Origin of the sequence: Reinekea marinisedimentorum, from assembly GCF_004341165.1 — a bacterium.
In the GTDB taxonomy this organism is placed as follows: domain Bacteria; phylum Pseudomonadota; class Gammaproteobacteria; order Pseudomonadales; family Natronospirillaceae; genus Reinekea; species Reinekea marinisedimentorum.
On the sequence record NZ_SLZR01000007.1, the window covers coordinates 186795 to 211471 of the forward strand.

Below are 24677 nucleotides of genomic sequence, written 5' to 3' on the forward strand. Positions count from 1 at the left end.
GAAAATAGTGTGAACAGAGCCTGGTCAGAAACCGGGTAGTTTCAGAGTAAAAAAACTCAGGAAAAAAGGTTTGAACCTAGAGGCTTAGACGAATAAGGCATCTGCACTACCTATATTTAGTTGCACAGGGAAACTATTTGGAACTGGCCACGGTCAGCCCGAATGGCTCTCTATAAAAAGATAAAAATAAGAATGAAAGTAGCTGCAGCAGAATGTGAGCCGGGCTACTTAAAAGTGGATGACCGTAACACTCGAACCGCTACTGCAGAAACCGTAGTCATCATCCATCTCACCATCTTATTCATTCATTTTCAAAGTAAGACATATGGGGTTATATGAAATGAGAAGTGTGAAACTAAAAACTAAAACAAAGTTCCTTCCATTAATGGTGGCAGTACCAACGCTGCTGAGTATGGCAGTTCATGCCGCAACAGACTCACCAGCTGATGCTCATGTGAACGGTTTTGAGATGTCGAACGTCTTTAACGTGACAACTGTTGCACGGGATGATGACGGCTCAGATCAGCAATACACCACCCAGGTTCTGGAATCGCGCGGGGTCTATACCTTTAAAGACCGTTACTCGGTTAACTACTGGGTGAAAATTGCCGAGGGTGTCTGGGGTCAGGATTTCGGGGTCACCAATATGAGTGGCGCGAATGAATTCATCGAAGTGAATATTGAAACGCTATATGGCCAGTACCGGGGCGATGCAGTAACGCTATCGGCGGGCATGCTGCCAATAGTGGTTGGCAATGCTTACACCATTCAGGTCGATGGCTTGACTGGCACCTCTGGTGAATGGCAGGTCAATGACAAGTTCTCGCTGATGGCGTTTGGTGGCATCGTTAGTGAAAATGATTCAACCGATGATACCGGCCTGGAATGGGAAGATTCGCGCGGTACTGTGGATGGTGACGGTGGCAATGGCGATGAATACATGTTGGGTGTACAGCTCAACACCAGCTTTCAGCAGGGTGATATCGCTGTTTATTACGCCACTGATTACAGTGATGAATATACCGATTCTGATGACATAACCTACGATGAATGGAACCTTCAGGCGCTGGGTGTTGCCGGGCATTACAATAAAGGCAAGGTCAGCTTTGAAGGTGAAATGATGACCTTCTTCGGTGAAGCTTCGGAAGATACCGATTACACCGGCTTACAGGGTTACCTGACTGCAAGTTACCCAATGGATAAAAGCTCTGTTCAGGGCAGCCTGTACTTTGCTTTGGGTGCTGATGACGACGAAACTCAGGCAACCAGCATCAACAAGTTCGGCATGGTGCAACCCATGCAGCAGGGCTTGGGGCAAACCTTTGATCACAGCGATACCGACCTGAAAGTTTTGGCACCACCACTCAGTGTGTTTGATCCGTTCGGTAATGCCGGTGTGATCGGTGCCGCGGTTAACGGCTCTTACAGTGTTGCCAAGCCGGTGACGCTATCGGCCGGCCTGCTGTTCCTGACGCCGGAAGGTGATTCCGATTACGATTCACTGTCGATCGTAAACACCGGTATTCACTATGAAGTGAACGACATGGTTAAGTTGGGTGCGGCTGCAAGCTATAAAGCCTATGCCGGTGACGACGACCGTGAGCTGCTCTCTGCCGGAGCCGCAGTGAACTTTTATTTCTGATGAATCGAAAGTGCTAAGCAGGTGTTAACAAGCTAAGTTAAACACCCCTCGACTGCCTTTGTTGTTGGTGACAAAGGCGGTCTTTTTTGTGTTTAGAGCATTGCTGTCCGGTTAGCCTTCCGGGCGCAGCAATACAGCTTTTACTGCTGTATCACTGTAATCATTGCCACCCAGTTTCCCCAGAACGTTGATCTTGGATGGGTTAATTTTACTGCCCTCTGAAACCGCGTCGTCAACAAAAACACCCAGAACATCAAGCATAATCAGCATACCGCCGCCTGGCGTCGGGGTAACGTTCAGCACTTCCCGTAACTTACATTCATAGCGAATTTTGCTTCCGGCAATGCTCGGTGGCGCCACCAGTTCACTGGCAACCGTTGTTATCTGCAGTGCGTCGATCTCGCTGGTGTCTGCAGGGAAGGCCTTGCAACTGTCGTTCATCTGATCTGCAAAATCATCGGTAACGATATGAACCACCGCCTCGCCGGTATCCATCAGGTTCTGCAGTGTGTCTTTAACCGGTTTGTCTCTGGCAGGAACAGCCGTAACAGTTAACACCGGAGGGTTCACACTGGCCACGCTGAAAAACGAATAGGGTGCCAGATTGGATGTGCCATCCTTGCTGAGAGTACTCACCCAAGCAATCGGGCGTGGCACAATGCCGTTGGTCAGCAGTTGATAAATATTAGGTGTTTCAATGTTGTCGGTTTTTATAAACATGGTGACTCCCTGGTGACTATTTGGAAATTAATTCAACTTCTGCCGGGCTGTAGAGTTGTTTGGCCAGACTGCGCAAGGCAACCCGTAAACCCTCTTCAAGGTTTGGATGGTAAAAGGGCAGGCGCAAAATATCTGCGACTTCAGTCTGTAACTGCATCACCCAGGCAAGCTGATGCACCAGGTGTTCGCCGCGTGGTGCAATCATTTCACCACCGAGCAGTTTTTTGGTGGTTTTATCCGCATACAAACGCACCAGTCCTTCGGTTTCCTGCATCACTTTTGGTCGGCCTGTCTCATTGAAATCGAACTCGCCAACCGCGGTATTGCTTTGCTCCAGCTCAGAAAAACGCGCACCAAAGCAGGCGATATTCGGGTGGGTGAACGCCATGGCCAGCGGCGTGCGGGCAGCATAGTGGCCGACAGGTTTCTCGCTGAGCGTGGCCAGAGCATTCGTAATGGCTATCCGGCCTTCGTCGGCTGCTTCATGTAAAATAGCTTTGCTGCCGGTGGCATCGCCGGCGATGTAAATGTCGGTACCCGCTATTTGCATCGTTTCCGGATTCATTGGCGGCATGCCGCGCTCATCCAGTGCGACCCCGATGTTTTCCAGACCGATGTTGTCTAAGTTCGGGCGACGGCCCATGGCAACCAAGACAAGATCGACCTCGTAGGATTGACCCCCGGCACTGACACGAATGATATCGTCTAGCTTTTCCAGCTGAGCCGCAACGCCCAGATGCACTTGCATATCGTGGCGCATCAACTGCAGGGCTTTCTCTTTGATGCTCGGGTCGCTGATACCGGCGATGGTATCCGCCATTTCAATACCGGTTACATCCAGGCCCAGGCGGGCCATAGCTTGGCCGAGTTCCAGACCAATGACACCCAGGCCAATCACAGCGACGCGCTTGGGCAGGGATTCCAGCTCAAAGAAATTATCGCTGGTCACGACCTGCGGGCCGAGCTGCGCCCACTGTGTCGGCATTATCGGTCGGGAGCCAGTTGCCAGAATGATGCGCTCTGCTTCTATCTGCTCGCTAGTGCCGTCAGGCAAGCTTACCTCAAGTTGATTCTTGCTTAGGAAGACGGCCTTACCGTTCAGGTTTTTTCCCGCGGGCAGGCTGTCTGTGAATTTAACAGTATTGCCAACGAAGGCGTCGCGCAGTTTGCGCACCCGCTGCATGGCTGTGGCGGTATCGACGCTGGCATTCTCGACACCGCGAATGCCTTCAACGGAGAGCTTCTTAAGCCGGTCAAAATCGTCTGCAATCTGGATAAGCACTTTCGATGGCATGCAACCTACCTTGGCGCAGGTTGTGCCATACCAGCCTTCATTGATGATGACAAAATCTTCGGTTTGTTTTCGAACAACGCCAAGAGCCGTTAAGCCGGCGGTTCCGGCGCCGATAATGGCAACTTTAACTTTTCTCATGTTTCGATCCTGAATTGAATTTTCTTTATATTAGTGTTTTCTAATCTAAATTCAACCCATGTTCTGCTGATAGTGCTCATCTGACGAAAAGCTTACCAATAGACGGTATTCAGCATTATTTAATTGAACGGGTGAAAATACGGCGGGCTGCCGCAATACCGTCGGTGACGGAAATATCCGAGGGCATGGGGTACGAATCGGTGCAGGATTTTTCCAGAGTCTTTAAGAAGAGAGCAGGCATGACGCCATCAGAGTTTCGTCAGATTCTGCATTGAGATGGAAGGGCAATGGCGATCATTGCCCGTGAGCACAGTTTTCTATTCAACCACTTCCATAGAGTTGCCAACCTCTGCCAGATTACCCTTGCTTTCCAGCCACTGTTTACGGTCGCCACTGCGTTTTTTCGCCAGCAGCATATCCATGATTTCCATGGTCTGGTCATTGTCTTCAATGGTCAGCTGAACCAGACGGCGGGTGTTCGGGTCCATGGTGGTTTCGCGCAATTGCATCGGGTTCATTTCACCCAAACCCTTAAAGCGGGTGACCTGCACCTTGCCACGTTTCTTCTCGGCCTTGATGCGGTTGAGAATGCCTTCGCGCTCGTCGTCATCCAGTGCGTAGTAAATCTCTTTGCCGATGTCGATCCGGTACAGCGGTGGCATGGCGACAAAAACGTGGCCTTCCTTCACCAGGGTTTTAAAGTGCATAACGAACAGCGCGCACAGCAGGGTAGCAATGTGCAGACCGTCGGAATCGGCATCCGCCAGAATACATACCTTGCCGTAGCGCAGGCCTTCGGTGTTGTCGCTGTCGGGGTCGACACCCAGGGCAACGGCGATATCGTGAACTTCCTGACTGGCCAGAATTTCTGTGCTGTCGACTTCCCAGGTGTTTAGAATTTTACCGCGCAGCGGCATGATCGCCTGGAAGGTACGGTCGCGTGCCTGTTTAGCGGAGCCGCCGGCCGAATCACCCTCAACCAGAAACAGCTCGCCCTTCATAGCGTCATTGCCGGAGCAATCGGCCAGCTTACCGGGCAGGGCCGGGCCGGAGGTCACTTTTTTGCGGGCGACCTTTTTGGCTTTGCGCATCCGCGCATTGGCGTTGGATATCGCCAAATCAGCCAGTTGTTCAGCAACATCGGTATGCTGGTTCAGCCACAGGGCAAAGGCATCTTTAACAACGCCAGAGATAAACGCAGAGGCCTGACGCGAAGACAGGCGCTCTTTGGTCTGGCCGGCAAACTGGGGGTCCTGCATTTTAAAGGAGAGTACGTAGGAGCACTTATCCCAAACGTCTTCCGGCCCTAGTTTCACACCGCGCGGCAGCAGGTTGCGGTATTCACAGAATTCACGCATGGCTTCCAGCAGCCCTTGGCGCAAACCGTTTACATGGGTGCCGCCCTGTGCCGTTGGAATCAGGTTGACATAGCTTTCGTAAAGACCTTCGCCACCCTCGGGCAGCCATTGCACGGCCCAGTCGACGGCTTCGTCTTCGCTGGAAAAGGCCCCGGTGAAAGGTTCTTCCGGCAGGGTTTCATATAACTTGGTGTGGCTGGTCAGGTAGTCCTTCAGGCCATCTTCATAGAACCAGGTATCGGATTCGTCTTTTTCTTCATTCAGGAAGTTGATGCGCAAGCCGGGGCACAATACCGCTTTTGCACGCAGTACATGGCGCAGGCGGCTGACCAGAAACTTGCCGGTGTCAAAATAGGATTCATCCGGCATAAAGCGCACGGTGGTGCCGGTTTCGCGTTTCTTACAGGTGCCGACGACTTCCATATCCATGGCCTTATCGCCGTTTTTAAAGCCCATTCGGTGAATCTGCCCATCACGCTTCACGGAAACTTCAAGCACCTTGGAAAGGGCATTAACTACAGAAACACCGACGCCGTGCAAACCACCTGAAAACTGGTAGTTTTTACCGGAGAACTTACCGCCGGAATGCAGTCGGGTCAGAATAAGCTCAACACCGGGAATACCGTGTTCCGGGTGAATATCCACTGGCATACCGCGGCCGTTATCGGTCACGCTCAGCGAGCCATCTTTAAACAGAACCACATCAATGGTATCGGCAAAACCGCCGAGCGCTTCATCGACAGAGTTATCGATGACTTCCTGCGCTAAGTGGTTGGGTCGGGTGGTATCGGTATACATACCGGGCCGTTTGCGAACCGGTTCTAATCCACTCAGTACTTCAATGGCTTCGGCGGAATAGGAATTGTTGGTCATCGGCACAGTAACCTCGTAAAACCCGAATAAAAAGAAGAACTTAGGATAACAGAAAAAAAGCAGGATGCGATGATTGCCAGTGCAGGCAGGCTACAGAGCGGTCAGTAGCCTTTCTGGCTGAAGTCGATTTCGAATTCCGGGCCTTTTACCCGTTCAACAAAGGTTTCAATGTCGCCATTCGGCAGCAGCGTAAGGGTTCGATAACCCGGGCCAAGCGTATCAATACCGAAATCTTCACTTTTGGGTAGAAACTGAACACAGGTAGATGGCGTGGAGATATAACGCATACCATTGATCACACGATCGCTGTCCTGGTGAACATGGCCAAACAGGGTAGCGCGAACGTTTTCGTACTTGCTCAGTACCTTGTGCAGTGCTTCAGGGTTGCGAATGCCGATGCTGTCGATCCATTTGCATTCCATATCAAGCGGGTGATGGTGGAATGTTAACAGCACGTGGCGATCTTTATGCTGCTCCAGAGTGTTCTCGAGCAGCTCTAGTTGGTCTGGTGCCAGCTCACCGTAGACCTTTTTCGGCACGATGGAATCGAGCAGTACGATCACCCAGTCGCCCAGTTCAACAACCGGGTCGCTGTGGTCCAGGCCGATACAGGCTTCCGCCATGTTTTCACGGCTATCGTGGTTGCCGGGAATCCAACGCATCGGGGCTTTCAGCGGTTTAATATGGCTCAGAAAGTTCTTGTAAGCCTGAACACTGCTGTCTTGCGCGATATCGCCGGTGGCGAGAATCATATCGATCTTCGGAACAGTTTGCGCAATGCGCTCAACAATCAGCTTGAGGCTGTTCTCCGTATTCATACCCAGCAAGGTTCCATCCGGGGATGCATGCAGATGAGGATCGGTGATTTGGACAAGCGTAAAAGTCTGTGCCATTAATACGATCTTTCCATAGCGGTCGTAGTTTATGTCTTTATACAAAAGAGTGTAGCGGATGTCACTTAAGTTGGGTCAATCTAATCACTATTCATGAACTGATCGACAAAAAATGAGAAGGGTTCTCTTTAATCTTCGGTACTGTCTGTCGCGCCGGGTTTCCAGACCGATTTAACGGCACCATGGCTTAACAGGTGGCTGAGCCACTCCGCCAGGTAGTGATTGGCCTGCTCTTTTTCATCGATCTGATACATCTGATCGTTGGGGTAGCGGTACACACCGCTGAGTTGGCTGCCCTGTTTCAACGTGACGACCTCGGCCATACGCGCATCGGAATAAACCCGAACGGTGAGTTCCACCACATTCAAGGGCGCGGGCACCGTGCTGAAGGTTTTGGTGAGCTGCAGGGTGGTGGTGTACTTGAAGCGTTCGATGACTTCAATATCAACGTCAATCTCATTGCCTTGTGGGTCGTGCCAGCTGAACTCGAAGGTGTCAGCCTTGCTGTTGCCCAGCAAGCGTTCCAGACGTACAAAGTTGGCTTCACACAGCTGCCCGTGCTTGGCGATATCCGGCACATAGCGTTTCATAACGACCGGCTTCCTGTAGCCATAACTTACGCCCATTGTGCTCTCAACCGGCTTTCATGCAACTGGAACCACTGCAGTGCGATGATGCTGGCGGCGTTGATAATCTGGCCGTCTTCCAGCCATTGATAGGCCTCGGTAATAGAGGGGGTATGGACGCGAATGTCTTCACCTTCTTCGTCCAGGCCATGAACACCGCTGGCGGTGCTGCTGTCGACTTCGCCAACATAAAGGAACACGCGCTCATTGGTGCCGCCCGGCGAGGGCAGGTATTTGCAGATGAACTCCAGACGGCCCACATCAACGCCGGCTTCTTCAACCGCTTCACGGCGGGCGACTTCATCTGGTTTTTCGTCTTTGTCGATCAGTCCGGCAACCATTTCAATCAACCAGGGGTTGCTTTCGCGCAAAGCGCCAACACGAAATTGCTCAATAAAAACGAACTTGTCGGCCTTTACATCAACCAGCAGCAGGCAAACGGCATCGTGTCTGTCCATCAGCTCACGCTCAATGGTCAGATGAGAGCCATCGTACCGCTGGTGTGAAACCGTCAGGTGCTTCATGCTGTAAAAACCACTATAAAGAGGCTTATCCTGGTCAATTTGGAATTGAAAGGAGTCTGTATCACGTTTCATAATGATGAGGCCTTTTTCGAGGAAATGACTTTTGGCGCAGTTTATTTGCGTTTAATAGCTGAAATAATTATCAGCTGGTCAGATTTTACTCTACACGGGTGTTCACGCGCAGGGCATAATGAATCCTGTTCCCTATTCAATGCAAGTTTCGAGACGGACCCATGCAAAAAAAATTATTTATTTCTGGTTTAACATTGGCGTTGGCGGCCGTTCAGGTAGATGCCTCTCAATCACTGCTCGAAACTTATGAGCAGGCAATAAAGAACGACACAACGCTGAAAATCGCACAGTATCAGGTTGATTCCGCTCAGCAAGATGTCACGACTGGATTTTCAAAAGTACTGCCTACCGTGACCGCAAGTTCCTCTTACGGTGTATACAGCGAAAGCACTTCCGATGGCAGTGAGTCGCTGGGTCTGGATTTCGACGCTCAGAATTTTGGTGCCACGCTGACCGTTAGCCAGAACATTTTCGCGCTGGCGGCGTTCACCGGTTATGAAGCCGTTAAGGTAAACGCCTCTATTGTGGATATTGAAGCCGCTTATGCCGAGCAGGATCTGATGGTTCGTGTGGCTGAAGCCTACATTAATGGTCTGCGAGCAAAAGATGCGCTGCAAGTCGCTAAAGCACAATTGGAAGCCGTTGAGCGTCAGTATGAGCAAACGCAGCAGCGTTATGATGTTGGTCTGGTTGCTATTACCGATGTTTTAGATGCCACTGCGACACTGGATGAAACCAAGGTGGCTCTGATCCGGGCGGAATCCAGTTACGATATTGCACTGCAGAATATATCGATCATCACCGGTCAGGCGCCGGACGACATTCTGAGCATCAGTGAAGACATTCCGGTCTCGATTCCCGAGGACGATGGCCAGCAATTGTGGATTGACCATGCGGTGTCAAAGCACCCGGATATTCTGGTGGCCGAGAAAAACATCGAAGTCGGTGAGTTAACGCTGAAGGGCACCCGGGAAAATTTGACCTATCCGACTGTCACTGGCTCCGCTTATGTGGATTACGATGATTATTTCACCGGTACAGATAACGATGATGAGCAGAACTGGACAGTTGGCGTATCACTTTCCGCCAGTTTTGATCTCTATACCGGCGGCGGTAACAGCGCAGAGCTGGCGAAATTGGGGATCTCCAATAACATTCTGGAGCAGCAGCTGGAACTGCTGAAGCGCAGCAAAGCGGTCACCGTTGCTAACCTGTACCGAACCGTTCAGGCCGATGCGCAGAACGTAGATGCTCAAAAGCAGGCGCTGAAATCCCGTGAATCTGCATTGCAGGCAACGGAAGTGGGTTATGACGTAGGTACGCGCAATATTGTTGAAGTGCTGAATTCTCAGCTGGCGCTGTATTCCGCGCAGAACGATCTGAACAATGCCCGTTACGACTACTTGGTTGATTTGCTTAATCTGAAAATGGAAGCCGGCCAGCTTTCACTGGCCGACTTGCAAAGCATTGAAGACTATATGCTGGCGGAATAATCGCCGCGCTCTTACCTGTCGGGCTTTAGCCCGACAGGTAAGCCTCAAATAATGAACAGTGCCACGCGGTGTTGGCCTGAAGACCAACCTACAACAGCGGCTCATCTGTAGGTCGGGCTTTAGCCCGATAAGTAAGTCTCAAATCAAAAAACAGTACCACGCCGTGTTGGCCTGAAGACCAACCTACAACAGTGGCTCGTCTGTAGGTCGGGCTTTAGCCCGACAAGTAAGCCTCAAATGATGAACGGAGCCATGCTGTGTTGGCCTGAAGACCAACCTACAACAGCGGCTCATCCGTAGGTCGGGCGAAACGCCCGCCTTCCCTAACATCTGTTAAATAAAGCTGATTGACTCAATCCCTTGCCGGTACTTGCGGTATTCCTCAACCGCCTGCTCCGGGCTGATGGGCACAAAGCGCACGCTGGAGCCGGCGGCTAATTGTGCCAGCTTGTCTAAATCCGGCGAAATCACCGCACCCAGTTTAGGGTAACCGCCAATGGTTTGCCGGTCGTTCATCAACACAATCGGCTGGCCATTACCCGGCAGCTGAATGGTGCCTTTACTGATGCCTTCGGAATAAATCTTTTCAATGCCGGAGTCAATCTTGTCGCCTTCCAGCTGATAACCCATGCGGTCGTTGCGCGCTGAAATCTGGTATTCGCAGTTCAGGAAGCGCTGTTGCTGCTCTTTAGCCACTGAAGCCCACTGATACCCGGCAACAAAACGCAACTGAATACTCTTACGCAGGCTTGGCTGATCAAGGTAGTTCAGTTTATTGCGGACCTGAGCGGTTGAACCGGCCTCAAGCTCGTCACCTTTTTTTAATGGCTCGCCCAGGCTTTCGCGCATCACTGTGGCGCTGCTGTTAAACCATTGCGGGCTGTTAAAGCCACCGGATACGGCCAGATAGCTGCGTACGCCCAAACCGGAGAAGCCCAGTTTGACTTCATCGCCGGCCGCCAGTTGCTGGGTTTGCCAGATCGATCTTGGCTTGCCGTTGATCATCAGCGGCACAAAGGCGCCTGCAATCGCGATAGTGGCCGGTTTTTTTGCCTTCAGGGTCAGGCCACCAAAGGTGATCTCCAGAGCGCTGGCGTTTTCATCATTGCCAACCAGACGGTTAGCGATAGCGAAGGAGCGGAAATCCATCGGGCCGCCTTCGGTCAGGCCGATATCGTGGTAGCCCACGCGGCCAGCATCCTGAACGGTGGTGAAAGGGCCCGGAGAAACAACCGTAAACGTATTCATAGCGTGCCTCCCAGGGTCAGGAACTCTTCTTTGGTGATCGGTAAAAACTGTACGCTGTCACCCACCTTGAACGGCATAACCGGGTCTTTTTCCGGGTTGAACAGTTCGCTCGGGCAACGGCCAATGATGTTCCAGCCGCCCGGTGAGGTTGCCGGATAGATTGCGGTCTGGCGATCTGCGATACCCACAGAGCCTTTCTCTACCTTCGGGCGAGGGGATTCAAGACGCGGCATAGCGATCTGCTCCGGCACTTCGCCCAGGTAAGCAAAGCCCGGCGCAAAGCCAATGGCGTACACCTGATAAATGTTCATGCAATGCTGCTGAATAACCTGTTCAATGGAGCTGTTGTGATGGCTGGCAATACGTTCCAGGTCGTAACCGACCTCCAGATCATAAAAAACAGGCAGGCGCACCAGTTCACTTTGCGCGCGCGGTGTGGTTGGCGGCAGCTGCTCGATGTGCTTTATCAGGCAGTCGGAAACGTCGGTGTGGGTGGTCAGCAGTGGGTTAAAGATAACCAGCAATGATTGGTATGAAGGCACCAGGTCGAGAAGCTTTTCGCCCAGCTCAGCTCGAACAGCATTGCCTATTGCCTTAAGTTGGGCGGTGGTTTTTTCACCGACCGTTTCGTTGTGGTACAGAATGACGGATCGCTCCGACGCTACTTCAATTCTCATAATGACTCATCAGATTCTTTATTTCTTTAATATGGGCGACAGACTCGGCGTTATCTCCGTGCACACACAGTGAGTCGACCGGGAAGCTCAGTGCCTTGCCGCTCACGGCATACACCACACCCTGCTCACAAAGTGCCTTCACCCGCTCCAGCATTTCAGCACCGTTCAGCATGGCGCCTGCCTGGCTGCGGGGCACGAGTGTACCTGTTTCGGTATAGCCACGGTCGGCGAATGCCTCGAAAAGCAGAGGCAGGTCAAATTTACGCGCCTGCTCTGCATATTGGCTGTGGCTCTCATTGGCTTGCAGCATCAATGCCAATGGCAGTGGGTAGTCGGCGATGGCCTTCATGATGGTGGTGCGAATGTCATCGTTTTTCATCATGTCGTTGTAAAGCGCACCGTGCGGCTTAACGTAGCTGATGGTCATGCCCTGTACACTGGCCATACCGGCCACAGCGGATATCTGATAGTGCAGACTCTGGTAGAGCTCGTTTTCAGACAGGGCCATAGAGCGACGGCCAAATCCGTTTAAGTCGGGGTATCCGGGGTGGGCGCCAACCTCTACCTGATTGAGTTTGGCCAGCCCAAGAGTCTTTGCCATCACCACCGGGTCGCCGGCATGAAAGCCGCAGGCTACATTAGCCTGATCGATGAGCGGCATGACTTCGGTTTCTCCTTCGATCGTCCAGGAGCCGAAGCTTTCGCCTAGGTCACAATTAAGTTTCATGTTTAATCCAAAAAAGTCAGTAAGCGGTTTTGTGTTTTGTTGCGGCACAATTAACTGTGGGCTTTCGGCGGTGAGATCAGCTCTTCTATCAGCCCTTCGCGAATGGCTTTGGTTGAAATACGCATCTGTTGAATTCCAAACCGGTGGAAGATTCGGTGCGTAATTACATAGCCGGCAGCGAAGACGGTAATTCTGCGCGGGTTTAGCTCTAACAACTGTGACAGCTGGTGCTGGCTGTCTGCCTGAGTCAGTACCGGCAGCAGGCGATCCAGCTGATCCCGTTTTATCAGCCCGGCTTCGGCGATGTCAAGGTTGTGCATGGCCCAGTTTACGGCCTTGATGGTGCCGGAAGAGCCAATGGCATCTTCCCAGCTCAGGCCGGCAAAGCGGTCGGCGATGTTATCGAGCTGTTGATCAACGTAATCCATGCAATTCTGTAATTGCTGCTCGGTTAGCGTATCGGAATCTAAAAACTGAGCGGTGAGGGTGACGCAACCCAGCTCCAGACTGGCCAGGGCAAGGGGTTCGCGGCCTTTGCCGACGATTATCTCGGTACTGCCGCCGCCGATATCAAGCACAAACCGTGAGTGATCAGGTTGGTTCTGGGAGACGCCCAGATAGATGTAGCGGGCTTCGTCATCGCCGCTGATCACACGGATCGGGTGTCCAAGCGTGTTTTCTGCCTGACGCATGAAGTTTTGATCGCTGGTGAGATTACGGAACGCGCTGGTGCCGACAGCGGTAACGGCGATATTCGGATAGTTCTTTAAATAGTCTTTGAAATGGGCCAGGCAGCGGATCGCCCGGTTTTTGGTTTCGGCGTTTATACGGCCGTTATCAACGCCGGCAGCTAAGCGCACTAATTCCCGCCGGCAGTCTACCGAAGTCAGTTTTTTGTTCTCGTGCTTCATGATCACGAGATGAAAGCTGTTAGAGCCTAAATCAATGGCAGCTACGAATTCTGGGCCTGGCATGGTTCAGTGTTCTTTTCTTTAGACGGGAATATAACTTTTATTGTAAAGCAAAGCCAAATAAACCCGCCCGGATCGCTCACTGCAGCCCATTTCTTGCCGGTGAACGGGCGATTGTTCTCGTATAAAGGTGGGAGTCGGTGCAACGCCGGTTTAGTGGAATTGTTTTTTACGCCTATGCTAATTTGCTGTGCACTTATAACTCACCAAGGAAAGTGATCATGACGGTCTGTCTGGTTGCCAGTGAACAGGATCTGCCTGAGGTTCAGAAGGACATTCTGCCCAGGCTCAATTACAGCGTTTGTCTGCTCCGCTGGCCGGAGGATGCCGAATGCATAACCGATTTTACCGATCTGCTGATCTTCCTGAGCGATGAACACCTGCGTCAGCTGCTCGACCGTGCCGCCGGCACCGAACTTACATTGCACCCGTTACCGCACGACGATGCCGTCAACAGCCGGCGTGGCTTCTGTTTGGATAAGTCTTTGGCGAAAAGTGAGCTGGATTTGGCTCAACGTCAGACGCAATCGCTGGATCTGCTGCGCTGCGATAATCAGATTGTGCTTAATAAGGTGGTCGTGGGCCGGGCATTTAACTTCCAGCCGGGCGGTCATAGCCGCAATGCCTGGCAGCGGGCAAAAACGGCCGGACATCAGCTGTTCCGTATTCACCAGTATGTTCCCAAGGCCATCTCTCTGAAGACCGGCAAAGAGAGCTCACTGAAAACTGCGGCGGTCGGCGTCATGTGTTCGCCGCATGTGTTGCAATCTAACCTGTCGCGCAAGCTGCTGCCGGAAAACTATGTCAATGACGGCATGTTTTATTCGTTGGTTGTGGCGCCGAAGAGCCTTACCCAGATGTTGCGCTTTTTTGTGATGTCATTGTTTGAACGCAACCTGCCGCAGCCGGGCTTCCTGGGTATTCTCAGGTCGCAATCGCTGGTTCTGGAAAGTCCGGAAGAAATAGACTGCCGGGCGGATGAACGTGAGTTTAAAGCCAGAAGCCTGTCGCTGTGGGTTGATGAGGGCGCGATAAAACTGGGGTTGGAGCCCGATTCACAGCTGCTTCAGGGCAGCAGCCGCCACAAAGAGGTTCGCCGTCTGAAAGCGCTGAACTCCTCCGCGGAATATATCACGGGTATCGCCAACAAACCGTTGCCGCTGATAACCCACGCCGCCACTGAAGACTTTAAAGAGCTCTACCTGCAAATGCGGGAGGCCGCGCAGCTGTCTTCGACCTTTTTGACGCTGATGGTGCTTTCTACCTTGCTGGCGGGCTTTGGTCTATACGCCGATTCGGCACCGGTCATTATCGGTGCCATGATACTGGCCCCGCTGATGTCACCCATTGTTTCGTTGTCGATGGCGATTACCCGCCAGGATGAGGGCCTGTTGCTGACAAGTGGCAAGACGCTTGCACTGGGTACGGCGCTGGCAGTGCTTTGTGCCATGCTGCTTTCCTTTATGCTGCCGCTCGAGGTGGTCACCTCTGAAATAGGCGCGCGCCTGCGACCCACACTGCTCGATTTGGGCATTGCGGTGATTTCCGGTACGGCCAGTGCATTCGCTTATGCACGTTCGCAGGCCGCAAAGGGCTTGGCCGGTGTGGCCATTGCCGTTGCACTGGTGCCGCCACTGGCGGTTACGGGCATCGGATTAGGCTGGCTGAGCTGGAGTGTTGCCAGCGGAGCGCTGCTGCTATTTATAACTAACCTGGCGGGCATTGTCTTTTCTGCCGCGGCGACCTTCCTAATGCTGGGATTCGCGCCCTTTAATACCGCGAGGCGCGGGTTGATCCTGTCTTTGCTGCTGGTGGCGCTGGTGAGTGTGCCACTGGCGTTCAGCTTTAATCAGCTGCGTAAAGAGGCAACCATCGTCTCGGCGCTGGATCTGTTCTCTTTTGAAGGCGTAACGCTTGGCCAGATAAAGGTACTGAGCGTCAGTGAGCCGGTTCAGTTGAGTATGGAAATGGTGATCTCTGAAAACCCGGCTGAGGTCGATTTGCCGGAAGTGAAGCGGGCTATTGAAGCGCGGGTCGGCGAGCCGGTGGTCATGGATGTGATCTGGGTAATCCGATATTAGCGCGCCATTATTTATGATCGCTTAGGTTGATCATTTTGTGGTTTATTGTTCTGTTTTTTAGATGCTGCAAAAAATGAAAAGTAGTTTGGCAGAAAAATCACCTACTACTTTATGCCCCATATTTGGAGTTTGTGATTAATATCAACCTGAAAACGGACTTTTTTGGTGCGTGCCGGAAACGCCGGTGCTGTGCGGATTTCAGCCAAGGGCTTGAAAAAAATCTGACCTAATTGTCAGACAATATAGGTGGAATTGTTGAATTTGGAAAAGTAAATTACTGAGTTTCAGGCAATACAAAGATTGCCTCACGCTGATGAATCATTAGTATGCGAGTTTCGAGAATTTACCTCGCATTTTCATTTTTGCGACTTCTCATTAATTTATCCAGATGTTGAGACTGAAAAACGTCCACGCTAGAGGATACATTTCTGGCGGATATGGGTATGAGAAAAATGAACTGGAAGAGTCTATGAATAAGATGCACCCTGGTCTGTATCGACCCGATTTTGAACACGATGCCTGTGGTATTGGCTTTGTTGCAAACCTCAAAGGCCGCAAGTCCCACGACATTATTGAAAACGCATTAACGATGCTCTCTGCTATGGAGCACCGTGGCGGTACAGGCGTGGACGTCAACAGCGGCGACGGCGCTGGCGTGTTGATTCAAATTCCTCACGAACTGTTCGAGGAAGAAACCGCCAAAGAAGGCATAACGCTGCCCGCAAACGGTGAATACGGCGTTGGTATGGTGTTTTTCCCTGCCGACGAAAGTAAGCGCCTGGAATGCCGCGAGATACTGGAGCGCAACATGACCCGTCTGGGTCTGCGTCTGCTGGGTTACCGCAAAGTGCCGGTGGATAACAGCATGATCGGTCAGGCGGCCAAAGATCAGGAACCTTGCATCGAGCAGGTCTTCATTCAGAACTACAACTGTAAGACTCAGCAGCAGTTTGAGCGCAAACTGTACGTGCTGCGTAACTACACCCGTCACCTGGTTGCCGAAACGGTTAACAACATTGGTGAAGATTTCTACATTGCGTCGATGTCATCGCGCACTCTGGTTTATAAAGGCCAGCTGACCACAGCACAGGTGCGTCAGTACTATCTGGACCTTCAGGACGACCGTTGCGTCTCCGCACTGGCGATGTTCCACTCGCGCTTTGCCACCAATACCTTCCCGCATTGGCGTCGTGCCCAGCCATTCCGCTATCTGTCGCACAACGGTGAGATTAACACCGTTAAAGGCAACATTAACTGGCTGGAAGCCCGTCAGGCACTGTTCGAGTCTATCCGCTTCACTAAAGAAGAGATGGATATGCTCATGCCGATTTTCGACCGCAGCATGTCCGATTCGGCCAACCTCGATATGATGGTTGAGCTGCTGGTTCTGGCTGGCCGTCCGCTGGCACAGGCCATGATGATGGTTGTACCGGAAGCCTGGCAGACACAGGAAAACATGGATCCGGTTAAGCGCGCCTTCTATGAGTACTACGCTTGCATCATGGAACCCTGGGATGGCCCGGCGTCTATTTCCTTTACCGATGGCAACATCATTGGCGCAACGCTCGACCGTAACGGCCTGCGCCCGTCGCGTTACCTGGTCACTGACGATGGCATGGTGGTCATGGGTTCTGAAACCGGTGCTCTGGTGGTTGATCAATCTACAGTGGTTGAAAAAGGCCGCCTGCAGCCGGGTAAAATCTTTATCTGCGACCTGAACGAAGGCCGCATTATTTCAGACGATGAAGTGAAGTCTGATGTCTGCTCGCGTCAGGACTACGTTGAATGGGTTAAGCAGGAAAAGATCGTCCTCGATGATCTGCCTACCCCAGAGGTGAAGGTTGAACATCCGCTGGTGGATAACCTGAAGAAGCGTCAGCGCGCCTTCGGTTACACCGCAGAAGATTTGAACCTGATTCTGGCCGATATGGTGGGTACTAAGAAGGAACCATTGGGTTCTATGGGCACCGATACACCATTCGCGGTGCTGTCTGATCGCCCTCAGCACCTGTCCCATTACTTCAAGCAGCTGTTTGCTCAGGTCACCAACCCGCCGATCGACCCGATTCGAGAAGAGATGGTAATGTCGCTGCGCACCTACATTGGTGGCGACCTGAACCTGCTGGAAGAAACGGCCAAGCACTGCCATAAACTGGAAATCAAACAGCCGATTCTGAATAACGTTCAGCTGATGAAGCTGCGCTATATCGACCATGCGCACTTCCAGACACGAACCATTCCAACCACCTTCCGTGCCACTGGTAACCCGGGTGAGCTGGAGCGTGCGCTGGAACGAATCTGCCGTTATGCGGTGGATGCTGTCAGTGATGGCTTCCAGATCATTATCCTTTCAGACCGTGATATCGACACCGACCACGTGGCTATTCCGTCTGTGTTGGCAACCGCTGCCGTGCACCACCATCTGATCAAAGCCGGTCTGCGTGCAGACTGCGATATCGTTGGTGAATTCGGTGACGTGCGCGAAACCCACCACTTTGCAACGGTTCTGGGCTTTGGTGCCTCGGCAGTGAACCCGTTCATTGCCATTGAAACCCTGCTGGAGCTGCGCAATGAAGGCGTGATCGATTCCAATCTGACCGATGCCGAAGTATTCAACAGCTACGCCAAGGCGGTGAATTCCGGCCTGTTGAAGATTTTCTCCAAGATGGGTATTTCCACGCTGCAGTCATACCAGGGTGCGCAAATCTTTGAAGCACTGGGTATTAACCAGGCGGTTGTGGATAAATACTTCTGCGGTACCGTTAGCCGTATTGAAGGTATCGGGCTGGATGAAATTGCACTGGAATCTCTGACCAAGCACCGTGAGGGCTATCCGGTTGATGACCGTATCTTCATGGAGCCGGCGCTGGAATCCGGCGGTGAGTACGCCTGGCGTAACGATGGCGAACGCCATCTGTTTAACCCGACGACAATCCGTTTGCTGCAGCATTCAACGGAACAGAACGATCCGGAGCAGTTTAAAGAGTACTGCCGTAACGTCGATGATCAGTCAAAAGATATGTACACGCTGCGCGGCCTGCTGAAGTTCAATGCCGACCGTCCATCTGTGCCATTGGAAGAAGTTGAACCGGTTGAGTCTATCTTCAAGCGTTTCGCGACCGGTGCGATGTCGTTCGGTTCTATTTCATGGGAAGCGCACACCACGCTGGCGATTGCCATGAACCGCATTGGCGGTAAGTCGAACTCCGGTGAGGGCGGCGAAGACCCTATTCGCTTCACACCGCTGGAAAACGGCGACAACATGGTGTCCAAAATCAAGCAGGTGGCTTCCGGTCGTTTCGGTGTGACCTCGCACTACCTGACCAACGCTGCGGAACTGCAAATCAAGATGGCCCAGGGCGCTAAGCCGGGCGAAGGTGGTCAGCTGCCGGGTCACAAGGTTGATGGCTGGATCGGTCGTACCCGTGGTTCTACGCCGGGTGTGGGCCTGATTTCACCGCCGCCGCATCACGATATTTATTCCATCGAAGATTTGGCTCAGCTGATCTACGACCTGAAAAACGCCAACCGCGATGCACGCATCAACGTTAAGCTGGTCTCTGAAGCGGGCGTAGGCACTATTGCCTCGGGTGTCTGTAAAGCCTATGCCGATGTTGTGCTGATTGCCGGCCATGACGGCGGTACCGGTGCATCACCGATCAGCTCTATCAAACACGCTGGTTTGCCTTGGGAGCTGGGTCTGGCGGAAACGCACCAGACTCTGGTTCAGAACGGTCTGCGCTCGCGTATTGTTGTTCAGGCAGATGGCCAGATGAAAACTCCGCGCGACCTCGCTATCGCAACCCTGTTGGGTGCCGAAGAGTGGGGCGTGGCAACCGCTGCGCTGGTGGTTGAAGGCTGTATCATGATGCGTAAGTGTCACATGAACACCTGCCCGGCCGGTATTGCCACTCAGGACAAGCGCCTGCGTGACCGTTACAAGGGTAAGGTTGAAAACGTGGTGACCTTCTTCACCATGATGGCTGAAGGCCTGCGTGAAATCATGGCCGAGCTGGGCTTCCGTACCATCAACGAAATGGTAGGTCAGGCTCAGTGCTTAGAGCCGCGTACCGATGTTGATCACTGGAAATTCAAGACGATTGATTTGTCTCCGGTTCTGTACAAAGCAACGCCTATGTTTGAAACCGATACGCTGTATCAGAGCATCGAACAGAAGCACCTTATACATGACATTATCGACCGCAAGATGATCGTCGATGCCGCGGCAGCGCTGGAAAGCGGTACTCAGGTGAACCTGGCGTACGATATTCATAACGTCGATCGCTCAGTGGGCGCCATGCTATCTAACGAGGTTTCCAAGCGTTACCACGCCGATGGCCTGCCGGAAGACACCATTAAGGTGAAATTCAAGGGTTCCGCCGGTCAAAGTCTGGGTGCCTTTATGGCCAAGGGCGTGTCCTTCGAGCTGGAAGGCGATGCCAATGACTACTTCGGCAAGGGCTTGTCCGGCGGCAAGATGGTGGTTTATCCGGATGCCAAAGCACCGTTTGAGCCGAGCAAAAACATCATCATCGGTAACGTTGCCTTCTTTGGTGGCACCGATGGCCGTGCCTTTATCCGCGGTCGTGCCGGTGAGCGCTTCTGTGTACGTAACTCTGGCGTAACGGCTGTTGTCGAGGGCGTAGGTGATCACGGTTGTGAATACATGACCGGTGGCTGTGCTGTCATCCTTGGCGAAACCGGCCGTAACTTTGCTGCAGGTATGTCGGGCGGTGTTGCTTTTGTCTACGACAAGAACAAAGACTTCGCCAGCAAGTGCAACATGGAAATGGTCGAGATCGAAGGGCTGGAACCTGAAGATCAGGCGCGTCTGAAAGCCTTGATTGAAGAGCACGCGAAGGTCACCGGCTCTGATATTGCCGAAGCCATGCTGGCCGACTGGGAGGCTGCGCTTACCCAGTTCGTTAAGGTAATGCCGGTTGACTACAAACACATTCAACAGTTGATGCAAATTGCCCGCGAGAGCGGCAAGTATGAAACTGAAGAAGAAATTTCATCCGCTGCGTTCGAAATGCATATCGAAGCGCTGAAAAAGCCAAAAGCGGCTAAAACCACGGCTTAAGGGGGAGAACAATGGGAAATCCTACGGGTTTTATTGACGTTGCGCGTAAGCTGCCTGAAGACCGTGACGCTAAAGACAGATTAATTGACTGGAAAGAAGTGCACGAGCACATGCCTGAAGCGGAAATTCGCGATCAGGCCTCGCGCTGCATGGATTGTGGTGTACCGTTCTGTATGTCAGGTATGTCTCAGTACGCGCCAGCAGTAGCCGGCTGCCCTGTGAATAACCTGATTCCGGAATGGAACGACCTAATCTACCGCGGCCGCTGGAAAGAAGCGCTGCTGCGTTTGCACAAAACCAATAACTTCCCGGAATTTACCGGGCGGGTTTGTCCGGCGCCGTGTGAAGGTTCCTGTGTACTGGGTATTAATGCTGACCCGGTCACCATTAAGCTGCACGAAGTGTCGATTATTGAAAAAGGCTTCGAGGAAGGCTGGGTTGTCGCCAACCCGCCGAAGGCTCGCACCGGTAAAACGGTTGCCGTGGTAGGCTCTGGCCCCGCTGGCCTTGCCGCTGCCGCTCAGCTGAATTCGGCCGGTCACACCGTTACTGTGTATGAGCGTGCTGACCGCATCGGTGGCCTGTTGATGTACGGCATTCCGAACATGAAGCTGCAAAAGGAAATTGTCGAGCGCCGTATCGACATCATGCGTGAAGAAGGTGTTAAGTTCGTCACCAATACAGAGATCGGCAAGGACCTTTCCGTGAATCGACTGAACGACGACTTTGATGCCGTTGTTCTGGCCACCGGTGCAACCGTACCGCGTGACCTGCCGGTCGAAGGCCGCAACGCCAAAGGCGTTTACTTCGCGATGGAGTTTTTAACTAAAAACACCAAGAGCCTGCTCGATTCTGAACACAAAGACGGTGCATTCATCAACGCCGAAGGCAAAAATGTTGTCGTCATCGGTGGTGGTGATACCGGTACCGACTGTGTGGGCACATCGCTGCGTCATGGCTGTGAGTCTGTTGTTCAGCTCGAGATCATGCCGAAGCCGCCGGAAACCCGCCAGGAAAGCAATCCATGGCCGCAGTGGCCTAAGCGCTTGCTGGTCGATTACGGTCAGGAAGAGTCTATTGCGGTACAGAGCAAAGACCCGCGTGACTACCTGGTAATGACCAAGAAGATCGAGCAGGATGAAAAAGGCAACGTTAAAGCGGTGCATACCGTAAACATTGAATGGAAGAAAAACCCGGAAGGTCAGATGATTCCTCAGGAAATCGCTGGCAGCGAAAAGGTTTACCCGGCCGATATCGTATTGCTGGCCATGGGCTTCTTAGGGCCTGAAGGCAAAATCCTGGATGATTTGGGTGTTGAAAAAGACATGCGTTCTAACGCGAAAGCGGAGTACGGTGAGTTCAATACCAGCGTTGAGGGTGTGTTTGCCTGTGGTGATGCTCGTCGTGGTCAGAGCTTGATTGTTTGGGCAATCAACGAAGGGCGTGGCGCTGCACAGCAGGTCGATCAATACCTGATGGGTCAAACTTTCCTGCCTAAGTAACCGCGCAGGTCAGTTTCAGCCAATAAAAAACCGCGACCTGGATCGCGGTTTTTTTATGCCCGTTCAATAAGCAAGAGGCTTAGTCGGCCAGGTCTGCAAACAGCGCCGTCGAAAGGTAGCGTTCACCGAAGGAAGGAATGATGACAACAATCAGCTTGCCTTCGTTCTCGTCGCGCTTGGCTACTTCCAACGCGCTCCAGATGGCCGCGCCAGAGGAAATTCCCACCAGTAGGCCTTCTTCGGTTGCGGCAGCGCGAGCGGTTTTAAAGGCGTCTCCGTTTTCGACCTGGATGATTTCATCCAATAAATCGGTTTCCAGCACCTTCGGTACGAAGCCTGCGCCAATGCCCTGAATAGGGTGTGGGCCTTTCGCACCGCCGGAAAGCACAGGTGATGCCGCAGGCTCAACGGCAATCGCTTTAAAGCCCGGCTTGCGCTCTTTCAGTACCTTGGCAATACCGGTAACGGTACCGCCGGTGCCCACGCCAGAGATCAGAATATCCGCCTGGCCATCGGTATCGGCCCAGATCTCTTCCGCTGTCGTTTTTGAATGAATCGCCGGATTGGCTGCATTCTCAAACTGTTGTGGTAAAAAGTATTTGGCCGGGTCGCTTTCCGCCAGCTCTTTCGCCTTGGCGATCGCACCGCCCATGCCTTCCGGGCCCGGGGTTAAGATCAGCTCGGCACCATAAGCGCGTAACAGCTGACGACGCTCTTTAGACATCGTTTCCGGCATGGTTAAAACGCACTTGTAACCCTTCGCAGCAGCCACCATCGCCAGCGCGATGCCGGTGTTGCCGGAGGTCGGCTCAACGATGGTCATGCCCGGCTTCAGCGCACCCGATTCAATCGCCGCTTCAATCATGGCATTACCGATTCGGTCTTTAACAGATTTGCCCGGGTTAAAGAACTCCAGCTTGGCAACAACGGTGGCTTTGCAGCCTTTCGTCAAATTATTCAGCTTAACCAGTGGGGTGTTACCAATAAGGTCGGTAACGGAATTTGCGATGCGCATTTAAACCTCCTGTTCGTCAGATATAGAACCAGTCTAATGGGTTTCGGGCGTTGTTCTAAATAACAATAAATCCTAGATTGCTATAAATTAGTTATTTGATATTGGTTGCTAATAATCGGGCACCTGATTATTCGGTTGCCTAAATCCAACTAACCGCCTCCTATACATAATCAGTTAAGTTCCCTCAGTTTCAGGATGGCAGTCGTGATTGTTTTTACGTGCTTTTCCCTCCTCAATTTTGTGAGCTGGTTCAAAAAGAAAACACGAGGTAGTGCAAAAAAGTAGGAAAAATAGCTTTGTCCGTTTTTTGTCGGCGCAGAGTCATAAAAATGTCTTTAATATATTGAGAACTATAAAGAATATAGCTAGGTTGTAGAAATTATCGTGGGTAATTAGCGTTGGCCAGACCGGCGGTAGAATAAGCTTGGTGGCTAATGTTTGTTTAATTAATTGGTAAGGAGCATTTTGTGAACCCAAAATCTAAATGGTTAATTGCACTAATGACTATGCTGGCGCTGACTGCCTGCGGAAACGTGGATGATGAGGATGATGACGATTCTTCGGATGATACAGATACGACTGAAGAAACCACAGATGACGATTCTGATGACAGCACCACTACAACAACTGGAAATTTGCCTGACTACGATAGTTTTTCATTATCTGTAGATGCAGCAGTAGTTGACGAAGCACTTAATACTGATGGAATTACAGCAACTTTTACTGTTCAGGTTGCAGATCGCTTTAATGAGGCTGTTGATGACGATACGGTTGTTTATTTTTGGGCCGAGAATGGATATCTTCAGGAAAATACGTGCTCAACTTCAAGTGGCTCATGTTCTGTTACCTGGGTTTCTGGCGGTACCCGTCCTGAAGATGGCTTGGCTACCGTTCTAGCTTATACTGTTGGAGAAGACTCTTTCTATGACAGTGGTACAGTTAATGGAATATACAATGTGGCTGGAGATGTTGTTGATGATGGGCAAGATGGCTTAGCTTTGAACGAGGCTATAATGTCAGCACCAGAAGCATATAAAGACTATAACTTTGACGGTTATGACAACTCTAGTTTCACCGATTCAGCGACTGGTTTGACGTTCTCTGAAGATGCGTTTTTTGACTACAATGATAATGGTGAGTACGAAGCATCGTCGAGCCTGTACCGTGGAGAAAACTGTAGTGCTGCAGCTTCTACTGCAGGGCACTGTACAGAAACATCGATATATATTTGGGATCATACGCAGATAGTTTGGGGTCCAACATATGGCTCACCAAATACGGCGGTATCGGCTGACTATACAACTGACTTTGATGCAGTGACTGACGTCACAGATTGGAATGTCGGTGACACTATCTATGTTCTGGTGTCTGATTACAATGGGAATACGCCTGTAGCCGGTACTAGCATTGCGGTTTCAGGGGATGACGATGACGATGAAGATTTCACAGTCAGCTATAGCAGTGAATCAGTACCCACTTTAGGTGTCGCTTATAACTTACCTTACGTATTTTCTTTAACGCTTACAGATGCGTTTGAAACCGGGGGGACTGCTGAAATAACAGTGACTTACCTTGGTTCCGATTATAGCCTATACGTAGATTATTAAAGATAAATTGTTTTTCAATAGATAAGCCCCCTAACCGGGACCCTGTAATTAATTCTGTGTAACTGCAAGGTTTATAAATAATCTTCCAAGCGCTCTTCAAATTCAATCATGAACCGGTTGAGCGCTGCCTTCC

At 51.8% G+C, this 24677-nt stretch carries 18 protein-coding genes; 7 read left to right on the top strand and 11 right to left on the bottom strand.

Annotated features, from left to right (window positions below):
• The first annotated feature begins 412 nt into the window (after nucleotides 1-412).
• On the top strand, nucleotides 413-1642 hold the full coding sequence (locus BCF53_RS10035; protein WP_132701593.1) for a hypothetical protein: 1230 nt from the start codon (nucleotides 413-415) through the stop codon (nucleotides 1640-1642).
• Nucleotides 1643-1753: 111 nt separating this feature from the next.
• Here the strand turns inward: BCF53_RS10035 and BCF53_RS10040 are convergent, their stop codons facing one another.
• A complete protein-coding gene (locus BCF53_RS10040; protein WP_132701594.1) occupies nucleotides 1754-2362 on the bottom strand; it encodes a flavin reductase family protein in 609 nt (202 codons plus the stop codon).
• Between the two features lie 16 nt (nucleotides 2363-2378).
• Nucleotides 2379-3794 (bottom strand): dihydrolipoyl dehydrogenase, encoded by a 1416-nt coding sequence (locus tag BCF53_RS10045; RefSeq protein ID WP_132701595.1) that lies wholly within the window; start codon nucleotides 3792-3794, stop codon nucleotides 2379-2381.
• 164 nt (nucleotides 3795-3958) lie between these two features.
• Between BCF53_RS10045 and BCF53_RS19610 the strand changes: the two genes are divergently transcribed.
• A complete protein-coding gene (locus tag BCF53_RS19610; RefSeq protein WP_424511404.1) occupies nucleotides 3959-4069 on the top strand; it encodes a helix-turn-helix domain-containing protein in 111 nt (36 codons plus the stop codon).
• 42 nt (nucleotides 4070-4111) lie between these two features.
• Here BCF53_RS19610 and parE read toward each other — a convergent pair whose 3' ends face one another.
• The 4 genes from parE to BCF53_RS10070 form a co-directional block, all read right to left on the bottom strand.
• Nucleotides 4112-6025: a DNA topoisomerase IV subunit B gene (parE, locus tag BCF53_RS10055; protein ID WP_132701596.1), complete on the bottom strand. Its 1914-nt coding sequence runs from the start codon at nucleotides 6023-6025 to the stop codon at nucleotides 4112-4114.
• 101 nt (nucleotides 6026-6126) lie between these two features.
• Entirely contained in the window at nucleotides 6127-6918 is a 792-nt protein-coding gene (gene cpdA, locus BCF53_RS10060) for a 3',5'-cyclic-AMP phosphodiesterase (protein ID WP_132701597.1), read from the bottom strand.
• A gap of 128 nt (nucleotides 6919-7046) precedes the next feature.
• Nucleotides 7047-7508 (bottom strand): DUF1249 domain-containing protein, encoded by a 462-nt coding sequence (locus BCF53_RS10065; RefSeq protein WP_243645809.1) that lies wholly within the window; start codon nucleotides 7506-7508, stop codon nucleotides 7047-7049.
• A gap of 26 nt (nucleotides 7509-7534) precedes the next feature.
• Nucleotides 7535-8140 carry an NUDIX domain-containing protein gene (locus BCF53_RS10070; RefSeq protein ID WP_132701599.1) on the bottom strand — a complete coding sequence of 202 codons (606 nt, stop codon included), beginning with the start codon at nucleotides 8138-8140 and terminating at the stop codon, nucleotides 7535-7537.
• A gap of 161 nt (nucleotides 8141-8301) precedes the next feature.
• Here BCF53_RS10070 and BCF53_RS10075 point away from each other — a divergent pair, with 161 nt between their 5' ends.
• Complete coding sequence (locus BCF53_RS10075) at nucleotides 8302-9633, top strand: TolC family outer membrane protein (RefSeq protein ID WP_132701600.1); 1332 nt, start codon at nucleotides 8302-8304, stop codon at nucleotides 9631-9633.
• Nucleotides 9634-9966: 333 nt separating this feature from the next.
• Here the strand turns inward: BCF53_RS10075 and BCF53_RS10080 are convergent, their stop codons facing one another.
• From BCF53_RS10080 to BCF53_RS10095, 4 genes are read right to left on the bottom strand one after another with little or no spacing between them, the layout of a single operon-like run.
• Nucleotides 9967-10881, bottom strand: a complete 915-nt coding sequence (locus BCF53_RS10080; RefSeq protein WP_132701601.1) for a 5-oxoprolinase subunit C family protein — start codon at nucleotides 10879-10881, stop codon at nucleotides 9967-9969.
• Nucleotides 10878-11558 carry a 5-oxoprolinase subunit PxpB gene (gene pxpB / locus BCF53_RS10085; RefSeq protein ID WP_132701602.1) on the bottom strand — a complete coding sequence of 227 codons (681 nt, stop codon included), beginning with the start codon at nucleotides 11556-11558 and terminating at the stop codon, nucleotides 10878-10880. The genes BCF53_RS10080 and pxpB overlap by 4 nt, the downstream gene beginning before the upstream one ends.
• A complete protein-coding gene (locus BCF53_RS10090) occupies nucleotides 11548-12285 on the bottom strand; it encodes a 5-oxoprolinase subunit PxpA (protein WP_132701603.1) in 738 nt (245 codons plus the stop codon). Before BCF53_RS10090 ends, pxpB begins: the two co-directional genes overlap by 11 nt.
• A gap of 50 nt (nucleotides 12286-12335) precedes the next feature.
• Nucleotides 12336-13259, bottom strand: a complete 924-nt coding sequence (locus BCF53_RS10095) for a Ppx/GppA phosphatase family protein (RefSeq protein ID WP_132701604.1) — start codon at nucleotides 13257-13259, stop codon at nucleotides 12336-12338.
• Nucleotides 13260-13477: 218 nt separating this feature from the next.
• Here BCF53_RS10095 and BCF53_RS10100 point away from each other — a divergent pair, with 218 nt between their 5' ends.
• The 3 genes from BCF53_RS10100 (at nucleotide 13478) to BCF53_RS10110 (ending at nucleotide 21922) form a co-directional block, all read left to right on the top strand.
• A complete protein-coding gene (locus tag BCF53_RS10100; protein WP_132701605.1) occupies nucleotides 13478-15337 on the top strand; it encodes a TIGR00341 family protein in 1860 nt (619 codons plus the stop codon).
• A 469-nt stretch (nucleotides 15338-15806) separates the two neighbouring features.
• On the top strand, nucleotides 15807-20420 hold the full coding sequence (gltB, locus tag BCF53_RS10105) for a glutamate synthase large subunit (protein ID WP_132701606.1): 4614 nt from the start codon (nucleotides 15807-15809) through the stop codon (nucleotides 20418-20420).
• An 11-nt stretch (nucleotides 20421-20431) separates the two neighbouring features.
• On the top strand, nucleotides 20432-21922 hold the full coding sequence (locus BCF53_RS10110; RefSeq protein WP_132701607.1) for a glutamate synthase subunit beta: 1491 nt from the start codon (nucleotides 20432-20434) through the stop codon (nucleotides 21920-21922).
• Nucleotides 21923-22001: 79 nt separating this feature from the next.
• On the opposite strand, the gene cysK is transcribed toward BCF53_RS10110, so the two are convergent.
• Nucleotides 22002-22937 (bottom strand): cysteine synthase A, encoded by a 936-nt coding sequence (gene cysK / locus BCF53_RS10115; protein ID WP_132701608.1) that lies wholly within the window; start codon nucleotides 22935-22937, stop codon nucleotides 22002-22004.
• Nucleotides 22938-23404: 467 nt separating this feature from the next.
• Between cysK and BCF53_RS10120 the strand changes: the two genes are divergently transcribed.
• Nucleotides 23405-24544 carry a hypothetical protein gene (locus tag BCF53_RS10120; protein WP_132701609.1) on the top strand — a complete coding sequence of 380 codons (1140 nt, stop codon included), beginning with the start codon at nucleotides 23405-23407 and terminating at the stop codon, nucleotides 24542-24544.
• Nucleotides 24545-24677: the final 133 nt, after the last annotated feature.

What these genes read in the sequence shown, in the direction of transcription:
- BCF53_RS10040 (WP_132701594.1), bottom strand. Translation starts at nt 2,362, where the DNA reads ATGTTTATAAAAACCGACAACATTGAAACACCTAATATTTATCAACTG.
- BCF53_RS10035 (WP_132701593.1), top strand. Translation starts at nt 413, where the DNA reads ATGGCAGTTCATGCCGCAACAGACTCACCAGCTGATGCTCATGTGAAC.
- BCF53_RS10070 (WP_132701599.1), bottom strand. Translation starts at nt 8,140, where the DNA reads ATGAAACGTGATACAGACTCCTTTCAATTCCAAATTGACCAGGATAAG.
- BCF53_RS10095 (WP_132701604.1), bottom strand. Translation starts at nt 13,259, where the DNA reads ATGCCAGGCCCAGAATTCGTAGCTGCCATTGATTTAGGCTCTAACAGC.
- BCF53_RS10100 (WP_132701605.1), top strand. Translation starts at nt 13,478, where the DNA reads ATGACGGTCTGTCTGGTTGCCAGTGAACAGGATCTGCCTGAGGTTCAG.
- BCF53_RS10075 (WP_132701600.1), top strand. Translation starts at nt 8,302, where the DNA reads ATGCAAAAAAAATTATTTATTTCTGGTTTAACATTGGCGTTGGCGGCC.
- BCF53_RS10080 (WP_132701601.1), bottom strand. Translation starts at nt 10,881, where the DNA reads ATGAATACGTTTACGGTTGTTTCTCCGGGCCCTTTCACCACCGTTCAG.
- parE (WP_132701596.1), bottom strand. Translation starts at nt 6,025, where the DNA reads ATGACCAACAATTCCTATTCCGCCGAAGCCATTGAAGTACTGAGTGGA.
- pxpB (WP_132701602.1), bottom strand. Translation starts at nt 11,558, where the DNA reads ATGAGAATTGAAGTAGCGTCGGAGCGATCCGTCATTCTGTACCACAAC.
- BCF53_RS10090 (WP_132701603.1), bottom strand. Translation starts at nt 12,285, where the DNA reads ATGAAACTTAATTGTGACCTAGGCGAAAGCTTCGGCTCCTGGACGATC.
- cysK (WP_132701608.1), bottom strand. Translation starts at nt 22,937, where the DNA reads ATGCGCATCGCAAATTCCGTTACCGACCTTATTGGTAACACCCCACTG.
- BCF53_RS10045 (WP_132701595.1), bottom strand. Translation starts at nt 3,794, where the DNA reads ATGAGAAAAGTTAAAGTTGCCATTATCGGCGCCGGAACCGCCGGCTTA.
- gltB (WP_132701606.1), top strand. Translation starts at nt 15,807, where the DNA reads ATGAATAAGATGCACCCTGGTCTGTATCGACCCGATTTTGAACACGAT.
- cpdA (WP_132701597.1), bottom strand. Translation starts at nt 6,918, where the DNA reads ATGGCACAGACTTTTACGCTTGTCCAAATCACCGATCCTCATCTGCAT.
- BCF53_RS10110 (WP_132701607.1), top strand. Translation starts at nt 20,432, where the DNA reads ATGGGAAATCCTACGGGTTTTATTGACGTTGCGCGTAAGCTGCCTGAA.
- BCF53_RS10065 (WP_243645809.1), bottom strand. Translation starts at nt 7,508, where the DNA reads ATGAAACGCTATGTGCCGGATATCGCCAAGCACGGGCAGCTGTGTGAA.